Origin of the sequence: Nocardioides exalbidus (assembly GCF_900105585.1) — a bacterium.
In the GTDB taxonomy this organism is placed as follows: Bacteria; Actinomycetota; Actinomycetes; order Propionibacteriales; family Nocardioidaceae; genus Nocardioides; species Nocardioides exalbidus.
In genome coordinates this window covers 2,091,364-2,110,599 of the sequence record NZ_FNRT01000002.1, presented here as the reverse complement: position 1 = coordinate 2,110,599, position 19,236 = coordinate 2,091,364, and the positions used below count along the sequence as shown (strand labels likewise).

Sequence of the window (19,236 nt, the reverse complement as noted above, 5' to 3'; positions counted from 1 at the left end):
GTCGGGGTCTCGGCCGCGAGGAGGACCGAGTGGGACAAGAGGTTCACGATCGCTCCCTCAGTACTTCAGCAGGCTGGCGTCGTCGACCGAGGCCGAGCGTCGGGTGCGGAAGATGGTCATGATGATCGCGAGCCCGATCACGACCTCGGCGGCAGCCACGACCATCACGAAGAAGGCGGTGATCTGGCCGTCGAGGTTGCCGTGCTGGCGGGCGAAGGCGACGAACGCGAGGTTGCAGGCGTTGAGCATCAGCTCGACGCACATGAACACCACGATGGCGTTGCGCCGGGTGAGGACACCCACGCAGCCGATGGTGAACAGGATCGCGGAGAGCACGACGTACTGGGTCACTTCTCGTCCTCCGTCGTGCTCGCCGGGGTGCCGGCCTTGCCGGACGTCTCGGGCATCCCCGTCGGGTCGCTGTGCCCGTCGAGGCCGGCGATCTGGCGCCGTACGTCGTCGATGTCGTCGGCGAGCGCGGGGGCCGAGCGGACCGTGCCGCGTGCGGCGAGCACCCGCGAGACCGACGACTCGGCGGCGGTGCCGTCGGGCAGGAGCGCCGGGGTGTCGACCGCGTTGTGGCGGGCGTAGACGCCGGGCGAGGGCAGCGGGCCGGGGTGCTTCCCGTGCTCGCCGAAGTCGCGGATGCGCTGGGCGGCGAGGTCGGCCTGCGTGGCCCTCGGCGTGAGCCGCTCGCGGTGGGCGAGCACCATCGCGCCGAGCGCGGCGGTGATCAGCAGCGCGCTGGTGGCCTCGAAGGCGAAGACGTACTTGGAGAAGAGGATGTTGGCGATCGCCGGGACGTTGCCGCCGGTGTTGGCCTCGTCGAGGCCGACGACCGTCCCGAGCGTGACCTGGCTGATGCCCACCACGAGGACGACCCCGAGGACCAGGCCGAACGCGACGGCCAGCACGCGCTGACCGCGGATGGTCTCCACGATCGAGTCGGAGGCGTCGACGCCGATCAGCATCATCACGAAGAGGAACAGCATGAGGATGGCGCCGGTGTAGACGATGATCTGCACCGCGAAGAGGAAGGGCGCGTCCAGCACGGCGTAGAGGAACGCCAGGCTCACCATGACGACGGCCAGCAGCAGCGCGGCGTGCACCGCCTTGCGGACGAACAGGATGCCGAGCGCGGCGACCACCATGATCGGGGCGAGGATCCAGAACGTCATCGCGTGGTCCCCCTGTAGTAGTCACCTTCGTCGTCGCCGAGGCGCATCGGGTGGGGCGGCTGCTCCATGCCGGGCAGCAGCGGGGCCAGGAGGTCGGACTTCTCGTAGATCAGGTCGGCGCGGTTGTTGTCGGCGAGCTCGTACTCGTTGGTCATCGTCAGCGCGCGGGTGGGGCACGCCTCGATGCAGAGCCCGCACAGGATGCAGCGCAGGTAGTTGATCTGGTAGACGCGGCCGTAGCGCTCACCGGGGCTGAACCGGCCAGATGTCACCGGGTTGCCGTCGGCGTCCACGCCCGTGACGTCGTCGGAGTTGGACGCACCCTCGACGTAGATGGCGTCGGCCGGGCACGCCCAGGCGCACAGCTCGCAGCCGATGCACTTCTCGAGGCCGTCGGGCCAGCGGTTGAGCTGGTGGCGGCCGTGGAAGCGCGGAGCCGTCGGCAGCTTCTCGAACGGGTACTGCTCGGTGACGACCTTCTTGAACATCGTCCGGAAGGTGACGCCGAAGCCGGCGATCGGGTCCCAGAGGGACTCCTTGATGCCCTTCGACTCCTCGCCGGACGGCTGGGACTCACTCATGGTTCTCCTCCGCTGCGGCGGTGACGGTGGTGTGGCCCCCCGAAGAGGTCGCGAACGACAGCGGCGCGGCGCCACCGCGGACGGCACCGCCCGCCGGCATCGGCGGGACGGGGAAGCCGCCCGCGAACGCGTCGTGCGGCTCCTCGCTCGCCTCGACCTCGGGCTCCTCGCCCTTGCCGTCGCCCAGGAACATCAGGCCGACGGTGAGGACCAGCAGGACGGCGATCGCGGCCACGAGGTAGCTGCGGTTGATGTTGCCCTCGAGCGAGATGACGCGGATGGTCGCGACGGCCACGATCCAGGCCAGCGAGACCGGGATCAGGATCTTCCAGCCGAGCGCCATGAACTGGTCGTAGCGCATCCGCGGCAGCGAGCCGCGCAGCCAGACGAACAGGAAGATGAAGAGGAAGACCTTGCCGAAGAACCACAGCACCGGCCAGTAGCCGGAGTTGGCGCCGTCCCAGACCTGCTCGACGCCCCACGGCGCGGCCCAGCCGCCGAGGAACAGCGTGGTGGCGATCGCCGAGACGGTGGCGAGGTTGATGTACTCGGCCAGGAAGAACAGCGCGAACTTCAGGCTGGAGTACTCGGTGTGGAAGCCACCGACCAGCTCGCCCTCGGCCTCGGGGAGGTCGAAGGGGGCACGGTTGGTCTCGCCGACCATCGAGATGACGTAGATGACGAACGACGGCAGCAGGATCAGGCCGAACCAGAGGCGGTCCTGTGCGGCGACGATCTCCGAGGTCGACATCGAGCCGGCGTAGAGGAAGACCGCGACGAGCGCGAGGCCCATCGCGACCTCGTAGGAGATCATCTGGGCGCTCGAGCGCAGGCCGCCGAGCAGGGAGTACGTCGACCCGGACGACCAGCCGCCGAGGACGATGCCGTAGATGCCGATCGAGGCGATCGCCATCATGAAGAGCACGGCGACCGGCATGTCGGTGAGCTGCAGGGGCGTGCGGTGGCCGAAGAAGTTGACCTCGGGCCCGAACGGGATGACCGCCCAGGTGATGAAGGCCGGCACGGTCGCGACGACCGGCGCGATCAGGAAGACGACCTTGTCGGCCGCCTTCGGCACGATGTCCTCCTTCAGCGCCAGCTTCACGCCGTCGGCCAGTGACTGCAGCAGGCCGAAGGGCCCGTGCACGTTGGGACCGACGCGGTGCTGCATCCGGGCCACGACCCGGCGCTCGAACCAGATGTTGAACAGCGTCAGCAGCACCAGCACGAGGAAGATGAGGACGGCCTTCACCAGGATCACCCACCAGGGGTCCTGGCCGAACTTCGACAGGTCCGTCTCCGGCAGGTCGGCCGCCAGCGGCAGGACGCTCATGACCGAGAGGCTCACTGCGGGGCTCCCTTCACGGTGACCGGGCTGCCGGGCGAGGCGAGCTCGGCGAGGACGCCGCGGCCGACGGACCGGGCCGGGACCCAGACCACGTCGTCGGGCAGGTCGGCGACCACCGCCGGCAGCGTGATGCTGCCGCGGTCACCGGTGACGGTGACCAGGTGCTCACCGCCGGGTTCGACGAGGCCGAGCACCGCGTCGTACGACGCCTGGCTGAGGCGCGCGACCGGCGTGCGGGCGGTGGCGCGCAGGTGCACCTCGCCGTCCTGCATGGAGCCGAGGTCGACCAGCTGCTTCCAGGTGGCGAGGGCGAAGGCCGTCTCACCCTTCCTCGGCGCGCGGGGGGCGCGGGGCGCCTTGCCGGCGTCGACCGAGGGGCGGGCACCGTCCCACGGGCCGAGGGCCTGCATCTCGGCGCGGACCTCGGCGACCGTGCGGAAGCCGAGCGGCGTACCCATCTCCTCCGCGATGCCGGCCAACAGGCGCAGGTCGGGCAGGGAGGCGGGGTTGGTGAAGACCGCGTCGAACTCGCGGACCCGCGCGTCCCACGTCACGAACCAGCCGGACTTGTCGGTCACCGGGGCGACCGGGAGCACGACGTCGGCGACCCGGGTCACGTCGGTCTCGCGCAGCTCGAGGCTGACCACGAAGCCGGCGGCGTCGAGCGCGGCGCGGAAGGCGGCGGGGTCGCTGGTGTCGTCGGGGTCGACGCCGCCGACCACGAGGCCACCGAGGTCGCCCTTGGCGAGCGCGGCGACGATCGCGTTGCCGTCACGACCGGCCTTGGCCGGGAGCGTGCCGACGCCCCAGGCGGCGGCCACGTCGACGCGCGCCTCCTTGTCGTCGACCGGACGGCCGCCGGGGAGGAGGTTGGGCAGGACACCCGCCTCGACCGCACCACGGTCGCCGGCCCGGCGCGGCACCCAGGCCAGCCGGGCACCGGTGGTGGCGGCCAGCTGGCTCGCCGCGGTCAGCGCCCCGTGGGTCTGGGCGAGCCGCTCGCCGACGAGGATCACGGCGTCCTTGGTCACGCCGTGCTCGGCGTCCTTGAGCGAGGCGATGACCTCGGCCTCGGTGCCGGGCACCGCCGGGACCAGGCGGCCGTTCATCTTGTGCAGGCCGCGGGAGGTGTAGGGCGCGACGGACACCACCTGGGTGCGGCCCTTGCGGGCCGCCTTGCGCAGCCGCAGGAAGATCGTGGCCGCCTCGTCCTCGGGCTCGAGGCCCAGCAGCACGACGACCGGCGCGGCCTCGAGGTCTGCGTAGGTCACCCCGCCCGACAGCGCCACCTGCGCGGCGAGGAAGGACGCCTCCTCCGCGCTGTGCGGTCGGGCGCGGAAGTCGACGTCGTTGGTGCCGAGCGCGACGCGCGCGAACTTGCCGTAGGCGTAGGCGTCCTCGGCGGTCAGGCGACCACCGGTCAGGACCGCACCGGCACCGGCCTCGCGGAGCCCGCGGGCGGCGACGGCGAACGCCTCGGGCCACGACGCGGGCCGGAGCTCGCCGTCCTCGCGGACCTGCGGGTAGGTGATCCGGTCGTCCCCCGCGGCGTAGCGGAAGGCGAAGCGGTCCTTGTCGCTGATCCACTCCTCGTTGACCTCGGCGTCGTTGCCGGAGAGCCGGCGCACGACCTTGCCGCGGCGGTGGTCGACGCGGATCGCCGCACCGCAGGCGTCGTGCTCGGCGACGCCGGGCGTGGAGACCAGGTCGAACGGGCGCGAGCGGAAGCGGTAGTCGGCCGAGGTGAGCGCACCCACCGGGCAGATCTGGATCGCGTTGCCCGAGAAGTAGCTCTCGTAGGGCTCGCGCTCGTAGATCGCGACCTGCTGGAGGGCGCCCCGCTCGGCGAGGGCGATGAACGGGTCACCGGCGACCTGCTCGGAGAAGCGGGTGCAGCGCGCGCAGAGCACGCAGCGCTCGCGGTCGAGGAGGACCTGCGCGGAGATGTTGATCGGCTTGGGGAAGGTGCGCTTGACGCCACCGGACTCGGCGAAGCGGCTCTCGCCGCGGCCGTTGCTCATCGCCTGGTTCTGCAGGGGGCACTCGCCGCCCTTGTCGCAGACCGGGCAGTCGAGCGGGTGGTTGATCAGCAGGAACTCCATCACGCCCTGCTGGGCCTTGTCGGCCACCTCGCTGGTCGCCTGGGTGTTGACGACCATGCCCTCGGCGACGGGCAGCGTGCAGGAGGCCTGCGGCTTGGGGAAGCCGCGGCCGTTGCCGGCGTCAGGGATGTCGACCAAGCACTGGCGGCACGCGCCGACCGGGTCGAGCAGCGGGTGGTCGCAGAACCGCGGGATCTGTACGCCGACCTGCTCGGCCGCGCGGATCACCAGGGTGTCCTTGGGGACGCTCACCTGCACGCCGTCGATGGTCAGCGTGACGAGGTCGGTGTCGACCTTCTCGGGCGCCTTGTCGGTCGTCGTCATGCCTCAGCTCCCACAGGCGAGAAGGCGGTGGAGGCGGCGGGGTCGAACGGGCAGCCGCCGTGGGTCAGGTGCGCGAGGTATTCATCCCTGAAGTGCTTGATCGAGCTCGAGATCGGGCTCGTGGCACCGTCGCCGAGGGCGCAGAAGGAACGGCCCAGGATGTTGTCGCACTGGTCGAGCAGCAGGTCGAGGTCGGCCTCGCTGCCCTGCCCCTTCTCCAGCCGGGCCAGCGTCTGGGTGAGCCACCACGTGCCCTCGCGGCACGGGGTGCACTTGCCGCACGACTCGTGCTTGTAGAACTCGGTCCACCGCAGCACCGCGCGCACGACGCAGGTGGTCTCGTCGAAGAGCTGGAGCGCGCGCGTGCCGAGCATCGAGCCGGCCGCGCCGACGGACTCGAAGTCGAGCGGCATGTCGAGGTGCTCGGGCGTGAGCAGCGGGGTGCTCGACCCGCCGGGCGTCCAGAACTTCAGCTCGTGGCCCTCGCGCATGCCCCCGGCCAGGTCGATGAGCTGTCGGAGGGTGATCCCCAGCGGTGCTTCGTACTGTCCCGGGGTCTTCACGTGTCCCGAGAGGCTGAAGATGCCGAAGCCCTGCGACTTCTCGGTGCCCATCCCGGCGAACCAGGGCGCGCCGTTGACGATGATGCTCGGCACCGACGCGATGGACTCGACGTTGTTGATGACAGTCGGGCTGGCGTAAAGGCCGGCGACGGCGGGGAAGGGCGGGCGCAGGCGGGGCTGGCCGCGGCGGCCCTCGAGGCCCTCGAGCAGCGCCGTCTCCTCGCCGCAGATGTAGGCGCCGGCGCCGGCGTGCACGATCAGGTCGAGGTCGTAGCCGGAGCCGTGGATGTCCTTGCCGAGGTGGCCGGCGAGGTAGGCCTCCTGCACCGCGCGCTGGAGGCGGCGGATCACGTGGAGCACCTCGCCGCGGACGTAGATGAACGCGGTGTTGGCGCGGATGGCGTAGGAGCTGACGATGACGCCCTCGACCAGCGTGTGCGGGCTGGCCATCATCAGCGGGATGTCCTTGCAGGTGCCCGGCTCGGACTCGTCGGCGTTGACCACGAGGTACTTCGGCTTCGGGTTGTCCTGCGGGATGAAGCCCCACTTCATGCCCGTGGGGAAGCCCGCGCCGCCGCGGCCGCGCAGGCCGGACTCCTTGACGGTGTTGATGACGTCGTCGGGCGACATCGCGAACGCCTTGTCGAGGGCGTCGTAGCCACCACGCTCCTCGTAGGACGCGAGCGTCCAGGCGCGGTCGGCGTCCCAGTTGTCCGTCAGCACCGGGGTCAACGTGTCAGCCATTGCTCTGCTCCTTCTCGGAACCGGCGGCGGCACCCGACGTCCAGCCGTTCTCGCGCGCGAGCCTCAGGCCGACCACGGATGCGGGACCGGCGGTCGGTCCCTCGTCGGCGCGGTCGTCGGGGAAGCCGGCCAGCACGCGCTCGGCCTCGCGCCAGGTGCACAGCCGCGGGCCGCGGGTGGAGTGGACCTCGTTGCCGGCGCGCAGGTCGTCGACGACCTGGACCGCGGACTCCGGGGTCTGGTTGTCCATGAACTCCCAGTTGACCATCATCACCGGGGCGTAGTCGCAGGCCGCGTTGCACTCGATGTGCTCGAGGGTGACCTTGCCGTCCTCGGTGGTCTCGTCGTTGCCGACGTCGAGGTGGTCCTTGAGCCGCTCGAAGATCAGGTCGCCGCCCATCACCGCGCAGAGCGTGTTGGTGCAGACGCCGACGTGGTAGTCGCCGACCGGCTTGCGCTTGTACATCGTGTAGAAGGTCGCGACGCCGTTGACCTCGGCGGCGCTGATCCCGAGGATCTCGGCGCACGCCTCGATCCCCTCCGGCGTGACCCGGCCCTCCACCGACTGCACGAGGTGCAGCATCGGCAGCAGCCCGGAGCGGGCCTGGGGATAGCGGGCCGCGATCTCGCGCAGCTCGCCCCAGGTCTTCTCGTCGAGATTGGAGGGGGTGCTCATCGGTCGACTCCTCCCATCACGGGGTCGATGGAGGCGATGGCGACGATGACGTCGGAGACCATGCCGCCCTCGCTCATCACGCTCGTGGCCTGCAGGTTGGTGAACGACGGGTCGCGGAAGTGCGCGCGGAAGGGACGCGTGCCGCCGTCGGAGACGACGTGAGCACCCAGCTCGCCGCGCGGCGACTCGATCGGCACGTAGGCCTGGCCGGCCGGGACCCGGAAGCCCTCGGTGACCAGCTTGAAGTGGTGGATCAGCGCCTCCATCGACTCGCCCATGATGTGGCGGATGTGGTCGAGGCTGTTGCCCATGCCGTCGCTGCCGATGGCGAGCTGGCTGGGCCAGGCGATCTTCTTGTCGCCCACCATGACCGGGGCGCCCTCGAGGCCGGCGAGGCGGTCGGCCGCCTGCTCGACGATCTTCAGCGACTCCCACATCTCGTTGAGCCGGATCCGGAAGCGACCGTAGGAGTCGCAGGTGTCCCAGGTCTGGACCTCGAAGTCGTAGTCCTCGTAGCCGCTGTAGGGCTGCGTCTTGCGCAGGTCCCAGGCGTAGCCGGTCGAGCGCAGCACCGGGCCGGTGAGGCCGAGCGCCATGCAGCCGGCCAGGTCGAGGTGGCCGACGTCGACGAGGCGGCCCTTGAAGATCGGGTTCGCGTTGCAGAGGGCGGCGTACTCCGGCAGGCGCTTCTTCATCAGCGCGATGAAGTCGCGGATCTCGTCGAGCGCGCCGGGCGGCAGGTCCTGGGCGACGCCGCCGGGGCGGAAGAACGCGTGGTTCATCCGCAGGCCGGTGATCAGCTCGAAGAGGTCGAGGACCAGCTCGCGCTCGCGGAAGCCGATCGTCATGACCGTCAGGGCGCCGATCTCCATGCCGCCGGTCGCGATCGCGACGAGGTGGGAGGAGATGCGGTTGAGCTCCATGAGGAGGACGCGCATCACCTGCGCCTTCTCCGGGACGTCGTCCTCGATGTCGAGCAGCCGCTCGACGCCCAGGACGTAGGTCGCCTCGTTGTAGAACGGGGAGAGGTAGTCCATCCGGGTGCAGAAGGTCGTGCCCTGCACCCAGGAGCGGTACTCCATGTTCTTCTCGATGCCGGTGTGGAGGTAGCCGATGCCGCAGCGCGCCTCGGTGACCGTCTCGCCCTCGAGCTCGAGGATCAGCCGGAGCACGCCGTGCGTGGACGGGTGCTGCGGGCCCATGTTGACCACGACCCGCTCCTCGGCGGACTCGCCGATGCTCTGGGTGATCGAGTCCCAGTCCTGGCCCGTGACGGTGAAGACCTTGCCCTGGCTGGTGTCGCCGGGCGCTGCGTAGAAGTCCTGTTCGGTGACCATCAGTTGTACGACCTCCGCTGGTCCGGCGGCGGGATCGACCCGCCCTTGTACTCGACGGGGATGCCGCCGAGCGGGTAGTCCTTGCGCTGCGGGTGGCCCGGCCAGTCGTCGGGCATGAGGACCCGGGTCAGGGCAGGGTGGCCGTCGAAGACGATCCCGAACATGTCCCAGGTCTCGCGCTCGTGCCAGTCGAGCGTCGGGTAGATGCTGACCAGGCTCGGGACGTGCGGGTCGCCGTCGGGGGCCGAGACCTCGACGCGGATGCGCCGGTTGTGGGTCATCGACGTGAAGTGGTAGACCGCGTGCAGCTCGCGACCGGTGTCGTCGGGGTAGTGGACCCCGCTGACGCCGGAGCAGAACTCGAAGCGCAGCGCGTCGTCGTCACGGAGCATCTGCGCGACGAACGGCAGGTCCTCGCGGCGGACGTGGAAGGTGATCTCGCCGCGGTGCACCACGACGCTCTCGATCGCGGTGGTCAGCTCGGTCGCCTCGAGCCGCGCCTCCAGCGCACCCGCGACCTCGTCGAACCAGCCGCCGTAGGGCTTCGCCGACGGGGCCGGGAAGACCTTCGCGCTGACGAGCCCGCCGTAGCCGGAGGTGTCGCCGGAGCCCTTGACGCCGAACATGCCGTGGCGCTCGCCGACCGAGCGCACCTCGCCGGTCGGGGCGGGCACGTTCTCCGGGGACTGCTCCTCGGCGGGCTGCTCGACCCCGCCGCCGGTGCCGGTCTCGGCCTTGGCCGCCTCGAGGTTCCTCTCCTCGGACGGGCGGGCGGACTCGTTGGCGTCGGTCTTGTCGTCCGACTCGCCGCCCGCGCTGCCGGCGGCCTTCTCGTCGACCTTCCCGTCGGTGGCGTCGGCCACCTTCTCCTCGGGCTTGCCGTCAGGCTTCTCGCTCACCGCAGCAGCCCCTTCATCTCCGAGGTCGGGAGCGCGCGCAGGGCGGCGGTCTCGAGCTCCTCGATCTCGTTCGTGCGGTTCACGCCGAGCTTGGTCTGCTGCACCTGGTCGTGGAGCTTGAGGATCGCGTCGATCAGCATCTCCGGGCGGGGCGGGCAGCCGGGGAGGTACATGTCGACCGGGACGACGTGGTCGACGCCCTGGACGACGGCGTAGTTGTTGAACATGCCGCCCGACGAGGCGCAGACGCCCATGGCGAGCACCCACTTGGGCTCGGGCATCTGGTCGTAGATCTGGCGCAGGACCGGGGCCATCTTCTGGCTCACGCGGCCGGCCACGATCATGAGGTCCGCCTGGCGCGGGCTGGCGCGGAAGACCTCCATGCCGAAGCGGCCGAGGTCGTACTTCGGGCCGCCGCTGGTCATCATCTCGATGGCGCAGCAGGCCAGGCCGAAGGTCGCGGGCCAGAACGACGCCTTGCGCATGTAGCCGGCGACCCCCTCGACGGTGGTCAGCAGGACGCCGCTCGGCAGCTTCTCCTCGAGACCCATGTCAGTCCCAGTCCAATCCTCCGCGGCGCCACACGTAGGCGTAGGCCACGAAAACGGTTGCGATGAAGAGGACCATCTCGACGAGGCCGAAGAGGGCCATCTGGTCGAAGTGGACGGCCCACGGGTACAGGAAGATGATCTCGATGTCGAAGACGATGAAGAGCATCGCGGTGATGAAGTACTTGACCGGGAAGCGGCCGCCGCCCACGGGCTGCGGCGTCGGCTCGATGCCGCACTCGTAGGAGTCGAGCTTGGCCCGGTTGTAGCGCTTGGGGCCGATGAACGCGCTCATGATCACGGAGAAGACCGCGAAGCCCGTCGCAATGAGCGCCAGCGCCAGGATCGGCGTGTAGAGATCCATCGCTTCCCTTCCGGTGCACCAGGTGTTCCTGCGCCGGCCACCGAGAATGTGACCTTGTGAATGGCTTCACGAGTGGCGCAGACCACACTGTAGTCCCGCGATGTCGCGTAGGTCACGCAGGGGGGCGGATGACGTATTGCCGCGCTGACCTGCACATTTAGGCAATATCGACGTGCCCTAATTCCGGCGGAGGAGCTCCGCGCGGCGGACCTCGCCGGCGACGCGCGCTGCGACCCCTCAGGCGGTCGCGCGGTGCAGCGCGACGATCCCGCCGGTCAGGTTGCGCCACTCGGGCGCCTGCCAGCCGGCCTCGACCATCAGGTCGGCGAGCCCGGCCTGGTCGGGCCAGGCGCGGATCGACTCGGCGAGGTAGACGTAGGCGTCGGACGCGCTGGCGGTCACCGACGCGATCCTCGGGAGCGCCTTCATGAAGCCGTCGAGGTAGAGCGAGCGGAAGGCGCCGTTGGTCGGGCGGCTGAACTCGCACACCACGAGCCGGCCGCCGGGACGGGTGACCCGGCGCATCTCGCGGAGCCCGGCGACGGGGTCGACGAAGTTGCGCAGGCCGTAGGAGATGGTCACCGCGTCGAAGGTCTCGTCGAGGAACGGCAGCCGGGTGCCGTCGCCGGCGACGAACGGCAGCGAGGGCCGGTCCCGCTTGCCCTGCCGGAGCATCCCGACCGAGAAGTCGCACGGCACCGCGGTCGCACCGCGCGTGAAGAACGGCTCACTCGAGCAGCCGGTGCCGGCGGCGAGGTCGAGCACGAGGTCGCCGCGCTGCGGGTCCACGGCGTCGACCATCGAGCGGCGCCAGCTGCGCTGGATGCCGGCCGTCATCAGGTCGTTGGTGAGGTCGTAGCGCTTGGCCACGGTGTCGAACATGCGACGAACGTCGGTCGGTTGCTTGTCGAGCTCTGCGCGGGCCACGCGCCGAGCGTAGGCGTCCGCACCCCGTCGGACCCAACGCGGGTGCATCCCCGTCCGGCCTCGTGTGGCGCGGGACGCAACCCGGGGGCGTCGGTGCGCGTCCCTAGACTGAGTCCGTCTGGCATTCCCCGGGGGAGGAACCACATGTCACGCCGTCAGCCCGCGCTGGTGCTGCTGCTCGCACTCCTGTGCGCCGCCACCACGCTCGCCGCGCCCACCACGTCGTCGTACGCCGCCCAGGCGGGTGCGTCGGCCCGCGAGTTCGCCCCGATGCGGCTCGGCGACACCGGCTGGCGGGTGCGCGTCCTGCAGAGCCGGCTCCACCAGCTCGACCTCCACTCGGAGGTCGTGACCAACCGCTTCGACCCCGAGACGCGCGACGGCGTGGCCACCTTCCAGCGGCGCCGCGGCTGGACGGCCGACGGCGTCGTCGACGAGCGCACGTGGACGAAGATCGTCGCGCGCACGACGGAGCCCACGTCCGACGCGCTGCACAACGTCTACACGCCGGGTCGTCCGCTCCTCGAGCGCGGCGACTCCGGGATGTGGGTGCGCCAGGTGCAGGCCCGGCTCAAGCAGCTGCAGTGGTACGACGCCGAGGTGACCGGCCGCTTCACCCGCACGACCGTCGCGGCGGTCGAGGGCTTCCAGGCCAAGCGCAGGATCCCGGTGACCGGCCAGGTCGACCGGCGCACGCTCACCCGGCTCAAGGACATGACCCGCGAGCCCACGAGGGCCGAGCTGTTCAACATCGTGCCGACCGGGCCGGCGCTCGACCCGCGGTGCACGACGGGACGGGCGATGTGCGTCGACAAGACCTCGCGCTCGCTGCGCTGGGTGGTCGACGGGGTGGTGCTCAGGACGGTGGAGGTGCGCTTCGGCTCCGACGAGCTGCCGACCCGCGAGGGCGCGTTCGCGGTCTTCCGCAAGTCACGCGACCACGTCTCCAGCCTCTACGGCACCTCGATGCCGTTCGCGATGTTCTTCTCGGGCGGGCAGGCGGTGCACTACTCCCCCGACTTCGCGGCCAACGGCTACAACGGCGCGTCGCACGGATGCGTCAACGTGCGCGACTACGCGACCGTGCAGTGGCTGTTCGACCAGGTCAGGATCGGCGACAAGGTGATCGTCTACCGATCCTGACCGGTCACAGCGGCCCGGAGGAGGCGCTCAGATCTCGAGCTGGGTGGAGAGCGTCGCGAGCTTGTGGCGAGCCATCGCGAGGTTCGCCTTCTGCTTGTCGAGCACCAGGTAGATGAACAGGCCCGGGTGACCCTTCGGCAGGTTGATCAGGTGGTAGGCCTGGCCCAGCGTGATCAGGATGTCGTCGATGGTGTCGTTGAGGCCGAGGCTCTCCATCGTGCGCATCTTGGCGCGGACGACGTCGGTGTTGCCGGCGGCGGCGACGTCGAGGTTCATCACGGTGGCGTCGCCGGCCTGGCCGAGGGCCATGCCCGACTGGTAGTCCACGAGGAGGGCGGCAACCGCGCCGTCGATCTGGACGGCTTCCTTGAGGATCACGTCAACGTTGGTCATTTCGTTTCCTTCTTCTGGGTGTTCTTCCCGGCCGCTGTGGTCGGGAGAGGTCTGGTGGGAGCGGCGTGCCCGGAGCCGGGCCATCAGGCCCGCGCCGTGCCGCTCGCTCATTGCTCGGCCTGGGCGGCCTGCTGGAGGAGGAGCTTGTCGAGGAACGACTCACCCCCGAAGAGCGGGAGCGAGGGCAGCACGAACGCCGACTCCTCGGGCTCCTCGACGACCCGGAGCGACCGCTCGAGCCGGAGCCCGAAGTCGCGCCCGGGCTCCCCGCGCGAGCGCCGGGGCAGGTCGGCGGCGTCGCCGATCACGACGGGCGGCGGGACGGGGAGGTCGGCGTCGCGCAGCGGTGCCGGGCGGGCGATAAGGCCCTCGACGTCGCAGGCGCGCAGCGCGTCGCGCACGCCCTCCGACAGCTCCTCACCGACGACCCGCTCCATCCCCGCGCCGAGCCAGGCCCGCAGGGCCACGGCGTTCGCGGAGCGCACCCGTGCGGGCAGCAGGCGCCGGGCGCCCGGGACCGTCACGTTGGAGACCACGTCGCCCAGCGCGGCGCTCGCGCCGGACGCGAGGGCGAGTGCGGTGGGTCCGAGTGCGTCGAGGGCGAGGGGCAGCTCGGGCGGTGTGGCCACGTGGGCGAGCGTGCCGCCGGACGCCAGGTGGGCGTCACGGACGAGGTGGACGAAGGGATCGGTGTGCTCGCCGACGAGCAGCGTGACGCCGTCGCGCGGGAGGAGGTCGTCGAGGTCGTCCGCTCCCGCCTCCGGCGCGACGCGCGCGAGGGCCGCGCTGGGCGGCAGCAGCCGCGCGACGGTGCCCGCGGGGTCCACCACCCGGTCGAGGCGGTGGACGGCGTCGGGGTCCATCACCAGGCGCTCGGCGCCGAGCGCGAGCAGCCGGGTCCACGAGTCGTCGCCGAGGTCGAGCATCTCGGCGGAGGGGAACCGCAGACCGGCCAGGCGGTCGAGCTCCGACTCGGCCTGCGACACGACGAGGCGCACGTCGACGCCGGTGAGCTCGCGGACCAGGTCCTCGGTGGGCGTCCGCGGCGAGACGTGGATGACGACGGCGCCGATGGCACGCAGCGCGATGTCGAGCTCGGGGTGAGGGTGCGCCGACGGCAGAAGCGACAGCACGACCTGGTCGCTGCGCATGCCGCTGCGGATCAGTCCGGCGGCAGCACGCTGCACGGTCGTCTCGACCTGCGACCACGACCGCGCCTCGACCCCGGCGCTGGTGGCGACGAGGTAGGCGATGTCGTCGCCACGCTCGGCGGCGAGGGTCGCGAGCCGGCGCAGCGGCGACGGCGGCAGCACCGCCTCGTCGTGCGTCGGGAGGGCCGACGCACGTGCATGCAGGATGTAGGCCATCGACTCACCCCCTTGGATCGACTGGTTGTTCGTTCAACAAGGATTTTCGTGCGCCGGGTGCCCGGGCGTGCGGCTTTTACTTGGGGTTGTTGCGTTTGTTCATCAGTCGTGGAACCGGTTCTCAGGTCCTGAGACGACGGTCACGAGCCGGCGAGCGAGAAGGCCGCGTCCAGGTCGCTCCGGCTGGCGCCGCGGCGCGGCAGGTGCGCATCCGCGGCGACCGGCACCACGGCAGCGGCCGGGACCGCGACCACCGCGTGCTCGTCGGCGAGCTCGAGCCGGACGGCCGGGTGGTGCGCGATGCGACCGATCCGGAAGCCGAGCGTGGTCGCGAGGCCGCTGATCGTGCGGTTGACCCGGGCGTCGAGCGCCAGCACGCGCACCCGGCCGCCGAACCACGGCGTGAGTCCGGCGACGTCGTCGGCGAGCTTGCGGGCCTTCGAGCCCAGCCTCGCCTCGGCGACGCGGGCGCTGGTGGCCTCGAGCACCTCCAGCGGCGCCTCGTGCCACGGTGCCCCGTCGACCGTCGCGTGCTCGAGGAGGTCCTCCAGCTCGCGGGCGGCGACGTGGTCGAGCAGGACGTGCGTCGGCGACCAGCGGGCCAGGGCGCCCTCGAGCTGGTCGGGACGCTCCACCCACGCGAGGGTGCAGCCGCTGGTCAGGTGCGCGTCGCGCACGACGGTCGTGAACCGGTCGGTCGCCTCACCGGTCAGCACGACGACGTCGTCGCCGGTGAGGTCGGCCAGGGTGCCGGACGACTCCGGGCGGAAGAGCCAGGCGAGGCTCTTCTCGCGCGGCAGTCCGAGCACGGCGCCCGAGGACGCCCCCGCCCGGGCGGTGTCGACCCACGTCAGCAGGTTCGGCTGGCGCTTGCGGCGCTCGAGGCCCATCCCGCGCAGCCGCTCCCACGAGCGGTCGTCGCACTCGAAGAGCTGCGCCTCCATCAGGCCGGCCTCCTGCAGCAGCGCGAGACGGCTGTCGTCGTCGACGATGACGAGGCGCACCTCGATCTCGTCGAGCAGGCGGCCCACCTCGGCGCGGTCCATGTGCTCGGGCAGGAGGAGGGGCACGGCGCCCGCGACGCGCGTCGCGAGCTCGAGCTCGACCTGCCTGATCCCCGTGGGCACCCGGATCACGACGACCTGGCCCGGGTTGACCCCGGCCTCGATCATCCCGGCGGCGCCGTCGATCGCCCTGCGGTAGAGCTCGTTCCAGGTCAGCGAGGTCCAGGCCCCGTCGCGCTGCTCCGCCACGGCCACGTCGAGGGCGCGACTGCGTGCGTGACGCTCCAGGCGCGCCAACGGCGAATGCTGAACAGGCACTTGCGGCTCCTTCGACTGCTGGTGTACGAGGCGAAAGTAGGGCAGGAGGTGTGGCCGTGTTCACGGTTTCGGCCATCTGTGCCCCGGAGGTGAGGAGCCCCGGCGTAGGCTCCCCCCTCGTGACGACCCCCTCGTCCGCCCCCCAGGCGGGTCCTGCCGCACCGCTCGTCGTGCGCACCGTCCCGGTGGACCGGGCGGACCTGCCGCTGCTCGACCTGCTGCCCCAGCAGGACCCGGTCAGCTGGCTGCGCCGCGGGGAGGGCCTCGTCGGCTGGGGAGTCGCCGCCCGCCTCGAGACCTCCGGCCCGACCCGGTTCAGCGACGCGGTCAAGTGGTGGTCGGAGACCGTGGCCCGCGCCGAGGTGGAGGACCACGTCGGCGAGCCCGGGACCGGGCTGGTGTGCTTCGGCGCCTTCGCCTTCGCCGACGAGCCGGGCGACTCCGTCCTGGTCATCCCACAGGTCGTCGTCGGCCGCCGCGGCGACCGCACGTGGCTGACGACCGTCTCGGTCGACGCCCCCGACCTCGTGACCGCGCCTCGCCCCGACCCGCCGGTCGGTCTCGTCTTCTCCGACGGCGCCCGCAACGGCGAGGAGTGGATGTCGGTCGTGGCGGACGCCGTCGACCGGATCGCCGCCGGCGACCTCGAGAAGGTCGTCCTGGCGCGCGACCTCATCGCCACCACCGACGAGCCCATCGACGTCCGCTGGCCGCTGCACCGGCTCGCCGAGAGCTACGAGATGTGCTGGACCTTCCACGTCGACGGCCTCTTCGGCGCGACCCCCGAGATGCTGGTGCGACGCGAGCGCGGGCTGGTGACCTCGCGGGTGCTCGCGGGCACGATCCGTCGTACGGGCGACGACGAACGCGACCTCGCCCTCGCCGCGACCCTGGCCCGGTCGTCGAAGGACCTCGAGGAGCACGAGTACGCCGTGCGCTCGGTCGCCGACGCGCTCGAGCCGCACTGCTCCTCGATGAGCGTCCCCGAGGCGCCCTTCGTGCTGCACCTGCCCAACGTGATGCACCTGGCCACCGACGTGAACGGCGTGGTCCACGACCTCGCCACCTCGCTCCAGCTCGCCGAGTCGCTGCACCCCTCGGCCGCCGTCGGGGGCACCCCCACCCCCGCCGCGACGCGGCTGATCTCCGAGATCGAGGGCATGGCCCGCGACCGCTACGCCGGCCCCGTGGGCTGGATGGACGGCGACGGCGACGGCGAGTGGGGCATCGCCCTGCGTTCCGCCATGGTCACCGAGGGCGGCGTACGCCTCTTCGCCGGCTGCGGCATCGTGGCGAGCTCCGACCCCGAGGCCGAGCTCGCCGAGTCGCAGGCGAAGTTCGTGCCCGTGCGCGACGCGCTGGGCGCGGACGCGCCCTAGCCGGCGACGAGCGGCACAGATCGGCCCAGGTCGGCCTAGAGGTCCTGGCCCGCGTCGCGCAGCTCGAACGCCTGGGGTTCGGGCAGCAGGTTGCGGAAGTGGCTGGCGGCCATCGCGACGCCGACGTCGCTGTAGACCCGCTCGTGGATGCCGAGCGAGGTGGGCGCGCCGACCTCGCGCGCGAAGTCGATGGCCTCGCTGATCTTGAGCCACGGCCCGCTCACCGGGGCGAGCAGGACGTCGACCTGCCGCGGCGGCGCCGTGAGCGAGTCGCCCGGGTGGTAGACGCTGCTGCCGCCCGACTCGAGCAGGTAGCCGGAGTTGTCGAAGCGGTCGTAGTCGGGATGGATCACCGCGTGCTTCTCGCCGACCACCTCCACGGACGTGCCGGCGACCTCGAGCCGGTCGCCGGGTCGTACGACGGTGACGCGCTCGGCCACGTCCGGCGCGGACTCGCGCAGCATCCGCTCGACCGCGGCGATCGTCCAGATCGGGGCGTCGGAGCGGCGCAGGTGGTCGGGGTGCACGTGGTCGGCGTGCTCGTGGGTGAGCAGCACCGCGTCGGCGCCGTCGACGGCCTCCGCCTCACTGAAGCTGCCGGGGTCGATCACGACGACCCCGCCCTCTCCCTGCACCCGCACGCAGGCATGGCCGAACTTCGTGATCCGCATGCCGCCAGCCTACGACCGCGGGGATTTTGCTGATGAATGTGTGACGCATGGGGTCCGCGGTTATGGTGGTCGCGCCTCTGACGGGTGGAGAGAGTGCCCCGGGGGATCCATGCCAATCGCACCCGAGACGAAGAGAGTTCACATGTCTGCACGCCGCGTGCTCGCAGGCAGCGTCGCCGCGCTGCTCCTGCCCGCGTCCCTGCTCCTGACGACCGAGATCGGCTCCGCGAAGGACGCCGACGCGTCGGCTCCGGCCGCCGCCACGTCGTCGGTCTTCACCAAGAAGGCGGGACAGAAGATCTCGCTGGAGGTGCTCCCGCAGATCGTCCAGCAGGGCAAGCGCCCCGCCAGCGCCAACTCCGCCAAGGGCTCGGTCATCGCCACCCTCAAGCCCGTCAAGGTCGGCCGCAAGGTCACCCTCGAGGTGCAGCAGGGCACGAAGTGGAAGAAGGCCGGCACGGCCCGCCAGGAGAAGTCCGGCAAGGCCTACTTCCGCGCCAAGGTCTCCAAGGGCGGCCAGCCGCTGACCTACCGCGTCACCGCTGCCAAGCTCGGCGGCCTGAAGACGGTCTCGAGCAAGAGCGCCGACACCTCGCAGTGGGTCACCCCGACCTTCTCCGACGAGTTCTCGGGCTCGACCCTGAACCCCGTCTGGTCGATGCGCGGCCAGGACTATGAGGCGCAGAGCAAGCGCCTGTGCTCCAAGGGCTCGCCCGAGGCCGTCAAGGTCGGCGGCGGCACCCTGCGCCTGAGCGTCATCAAGGACAAGTCGCGCAGCGACAAGTGCACCGCGTCCTCGCGCAAGAAGAAGGAGAAGATCTCCTACCGCCTCAACGGCCACATCGGCACCGGTGACAGCAACGGCTTCAGCTTCCGCTACGGCGTCGCCGCCGCGCGCATCAAGATGCAGAAGTCGCGCGGCCAGCACGCCAGCTTCTGGCTGCAGCCGATCGGCGAGAACCAGCCCGGCAGCGCCGGCCACGAGATCGACGTCATCGAGTACTTCGGTGACAAGCACCCGCAGGGCGGCCTCACCAGCTTCATCCACTGGTACAAGGGCCAGCGCCTCATCAAGACCGGCTCGTGGATCAAGAACTCCGAGTCCTTCCTGAAGAACAAGAAGGACGGCTGGTCGAAGAACTACCACGTGTTCTCGGTGCAGTGGACGCCCAAGGCGATCTCGATGTACATCGACGGCAAGGAGACCTGGCGCACGTCGGCCCGCGTCTCGAAGGCCCAGCAGTACCTCATCCTCAGCATGCTCGCCTCGGACTACGAGGCGCTCGAGATGAAGGACTCCAAGCTCCCGCAGAGCATGGACGTCGACTGGGTCCGCGTGTGGGAGACCCCGCAGCCCTGATCGACCGAAC

19 protein-coding genes are annotated in these 19,236 nt (G+C 70.9%); 3 read left to right on the top strand and 16 right to left on the bottom strand.

Annotated features, from left to right (window positions below; translation table 11 throughout):
* Positions 1 to 57: 57 nt before the first annotated feature.
* The 12 genes from nuoK to BLV76_RS10365 form a co-directional block, all read right to left on the bottom strand.
* Positions 58 to 351 carry an NADH-quinone oxidoreductase subunit NuoK gene (gene nuoK, locus BLV76_RS10420; RefSeq protein WP_056907095.1) on the bottom strand — a complete coding sequence of 98 codons (294 nt, stop codon included), beginning with the start codon at positions 349 to 351 and terminating at the stop codon, positions 58 to 60.
* Positions 348 to 1,178 (bottom strand): NADH-quinone oxidoreductase subunit J, encoded by an 831-nt coding sequence (locus tag BLV76_RS10415; RefSeq protein WP_090969067.1) that lies wholly within the window; start codon positions 1,176 to 1,178, stop codon positions 348 to 350. Before BLV76_RS10415 ends, nuoK begins: the two co-directional genes overlap by 4 nt.
* Positions 1,175 to 1,759, bottom strand: a complete 585-nt coding sequence (gene nuoI, locus BLV76_RS10410; protein WP_090969066.1) for an NADH-quinone oxidoreductase subunit NuoI — start codon at positions 1,757 to 1,759, stop codon at positions 1,175 to 1,177. Before nuoI ends, BLV76_RS10415 begins: the two co-directional genes overlap by 4 nt.
* Entirely contained in the window at positions 1,752 to 3,092 is a 1,341-nt protein-coding gene (nuoH, locus tag BLV76_RS10405) for an NADH-quinone oxidoreductase subunit NuoH (protein WP_090972582.1), read from the bottom strand. Before nuoH ends, nuoI begins: the two co-directional genes overlap by 8 nt.
* An 11-nt stretch (positions 3,093 to 3,103) precedes the next feature.
* Entirely contained in the window at positions 3,104 to 5,533 is a 2,430-nt protein-coding gene (locus BLV76_RS10400; protein WP_090969065.1) for an NADH-quinone oxidoreductase subunit G, read from the bottom strand.
* The gene (gene nuoF, locus BLV76_RS10395) at positions 5,530 to 6,840 is read right to left on the bottom strand and encodes an NADH-quinone oxidoreductase subunit NuoF (protein ID WP_090969064.1); all 1,311 of its coding nucleotides are present in this window, start codon (positions 6,838 to 6,840) and stop codon (positions 5,530 to 5,532) included. Before nuoF ends, BLV76_RS10400 begins: the two co-directional genes overlap by 4 nt.
* On the bottom strand, positions 6,833 to 7,516 hold the full coding sequence (gene nuoE, locus BLV76_RS10390) for an NADH-quinone oxidoreductase subunit NuoE (protein WP_090969063.1): 684 nt from the start codon (positions 7,514 to 7,516) through the stop codon (positions 6,833 to 6,835). The genes nuoF and nuoE overlap by 8 nt, the downstream gene beginning before the upstream one ends.
* Positions 7,513 to 8,853 carry an NADH-quinone oxidoreductase subunit D gene (locus BLV76_RS10385; protein WP_090969062.1) on the bottom strand — a complete coding sequence of 447 codons (1,341 nt, stop codon included), beginning with the start codon at positions 8,851 to 8,853 and terminating at the stop codon, positions 7,513 to 7,515. Before BLV76_RS10385 ends, nuoE begins: the two co-directional genes overlap by 4 nt.
* Positions 8,853 to 9,527, bottom strand: a complete 675-nt coding sequence (locus BLV76_RS10380; protein WP_090972580.1) for an NADH-quinone oxidoreductase subunit C — start codon at positions 9,525 to 9,527, stop codon at positions 8,853 to 8,855. The genes BLV76_RS10385 and BLV76_RS10380 overlap by 1 nt, the downstream gene beginning before the upstream one ends.
* Before the next feature lie 221 nt (positions 9,528 to 9,748).
* Entirely contained in the window at positions 9,749 to 10,303 is a 555-nt protein-coding gene (locus tag BLV76_RS10375) for a NuoB/complex I 20 kDa subunit family protein (RefSeq protein WP_090969061.1), read from the bottom strand.
* A 1-nt stretch (position 10,304) separates the two neighbouring features.
* On the bottom strand, positions 10,305 to 10,664 hold the full coding sequence (locus BLV76_RS10370; RefSeq protein WP_090969060.1) for an NADH-quinone oxidoreductase subunit A: 360 nt from the start codon (positions 10,662 to 10,664) through the stop codon (positions 10,305 to 10,307).
* Positions 10,665 to 10,901: 237 nt separating this feature from the next.
* Positions 10,902 to 11,639 (bottom strand): demethylmenaquinone methyltransferase, encoded by a 738-nt coding sequence (locus BLV76_RS10365; protein WP_217630317.1) that lies wholly within the window; start codon positions 11,637 to 11,639, stop codon positions 10,902 to 10,904.
* Positions 11,640 to 11,735: 96 nt separating this feature from the next.
* Between BLV76_RS10365 and BLV76_RS10360 the strand changes: the two genes are divergently transcribed.
* Complete coding sequence (locus BLV76_RS10360; RefSeq protein ID WP_090969058.1) at positions 11,736 to 12,734, top strand: L,D-transpeptidase family protein; 999 nt, start codon at positions 11,736 to 11,738, stop codon at positions 12,732 to 12,734.
* 27 nt (positions 12,735 to 12,761) lie between these two features.
* On the opposite strand, the gene BLV76_RS10355 is transcribed toward BLV76_RS10360, so the two are convergent.
* The 3 genes from BLV76_RS10355 to BLV76_RS10345 all read right to left on the bottom strand — a co-directional run bounded on the left by BLV76_RS10355 (position 12,762) and on the right by BLV76_RS10345 (position 15,795).
* Positions 12,762 to 13,127, bottom strand: coding sequence for a hypothetical protein (locus BLV76_RS10355; RefSeq protein WP_090969057.1), 366 nt, complete (start codon positions 13,125 to 13,127; stop codon positions 12,762 to 12,764).
* 107 nt (positions 13,128 to 13,234) lie between these two features.
* Complete coding sequence (locus BLV76_RS10350) at positions 13,235 to 14,494, bottom strand: AMP-binding protein (RefSeq protein ID WP_090969056.1); 1,260 nt, start codon at positions 14,492 to 14,494, stop codon at positions 13,235 to 13,237.
* A gap of 140 nt (positions 14,495 to 14,634) precedes the next feature.
* Positions 14,635 to 15,795, bottom strand: a complete 1,161-nt coding sequence (locus BLV76_RS10345; RefSeq protein WP_139306542.1) for an AMP-binding protein — start codon at positions 15,793 to 15,795, stop codon at positions 14,635 to 14,637.
* A gap of 140 nt (positions 15,796 to 15,935) precedes the next feature.
* Between BLV76_RS10345 and BLV76_RS10340 the strand changes: the two genes are divergently transcribed.
* Entirely contained in the window at positions 15,936 to 17,195 is a 1,260-nt protein-coding gene (locus tag BLV76_RS10340; RefSeq protein ID WP_090969054.1) for an isochorismate synthase, read from the top strand.
* Between the two features lie 35 nt (positions 17,196 to 17,230).
* Here BLV76_RS10340 and BLV76_RS10335 read toward each other — a convergent pair whose 3' ends face one another.
* Positions 17,231 to 17,866: an MBL fold metallo-hydrolase gene (locus BLV76_RS10335; RefSeq protein WP_090969053.1), complete on the bottom strand. Its 636-nt coding sequence runs from the start codon at positions 17,864 to 17,866 to the stop codon at positions 17,231 to 17,233.
* 142 nt (positions 17,867 to 18,008) lie between these two features.
* Here BLV76_RS10335 and BLV76_RS10330 point away from each other — a divergent pair, with 142 nt between their 5' ends.
* Complete coding sequence (locus BLV76_RS10330; protein WP_175539631.1) at positions 18,009 to 19,226, top strand: glycoside hydrolase family 16 protein; 1,218 nt, start codon at positions 18,009 to 18,011, stop codon at positions 19,224 to 19,226.
* Positions 19,227 to 19,236: the final 10 nt, after the last annotated feature.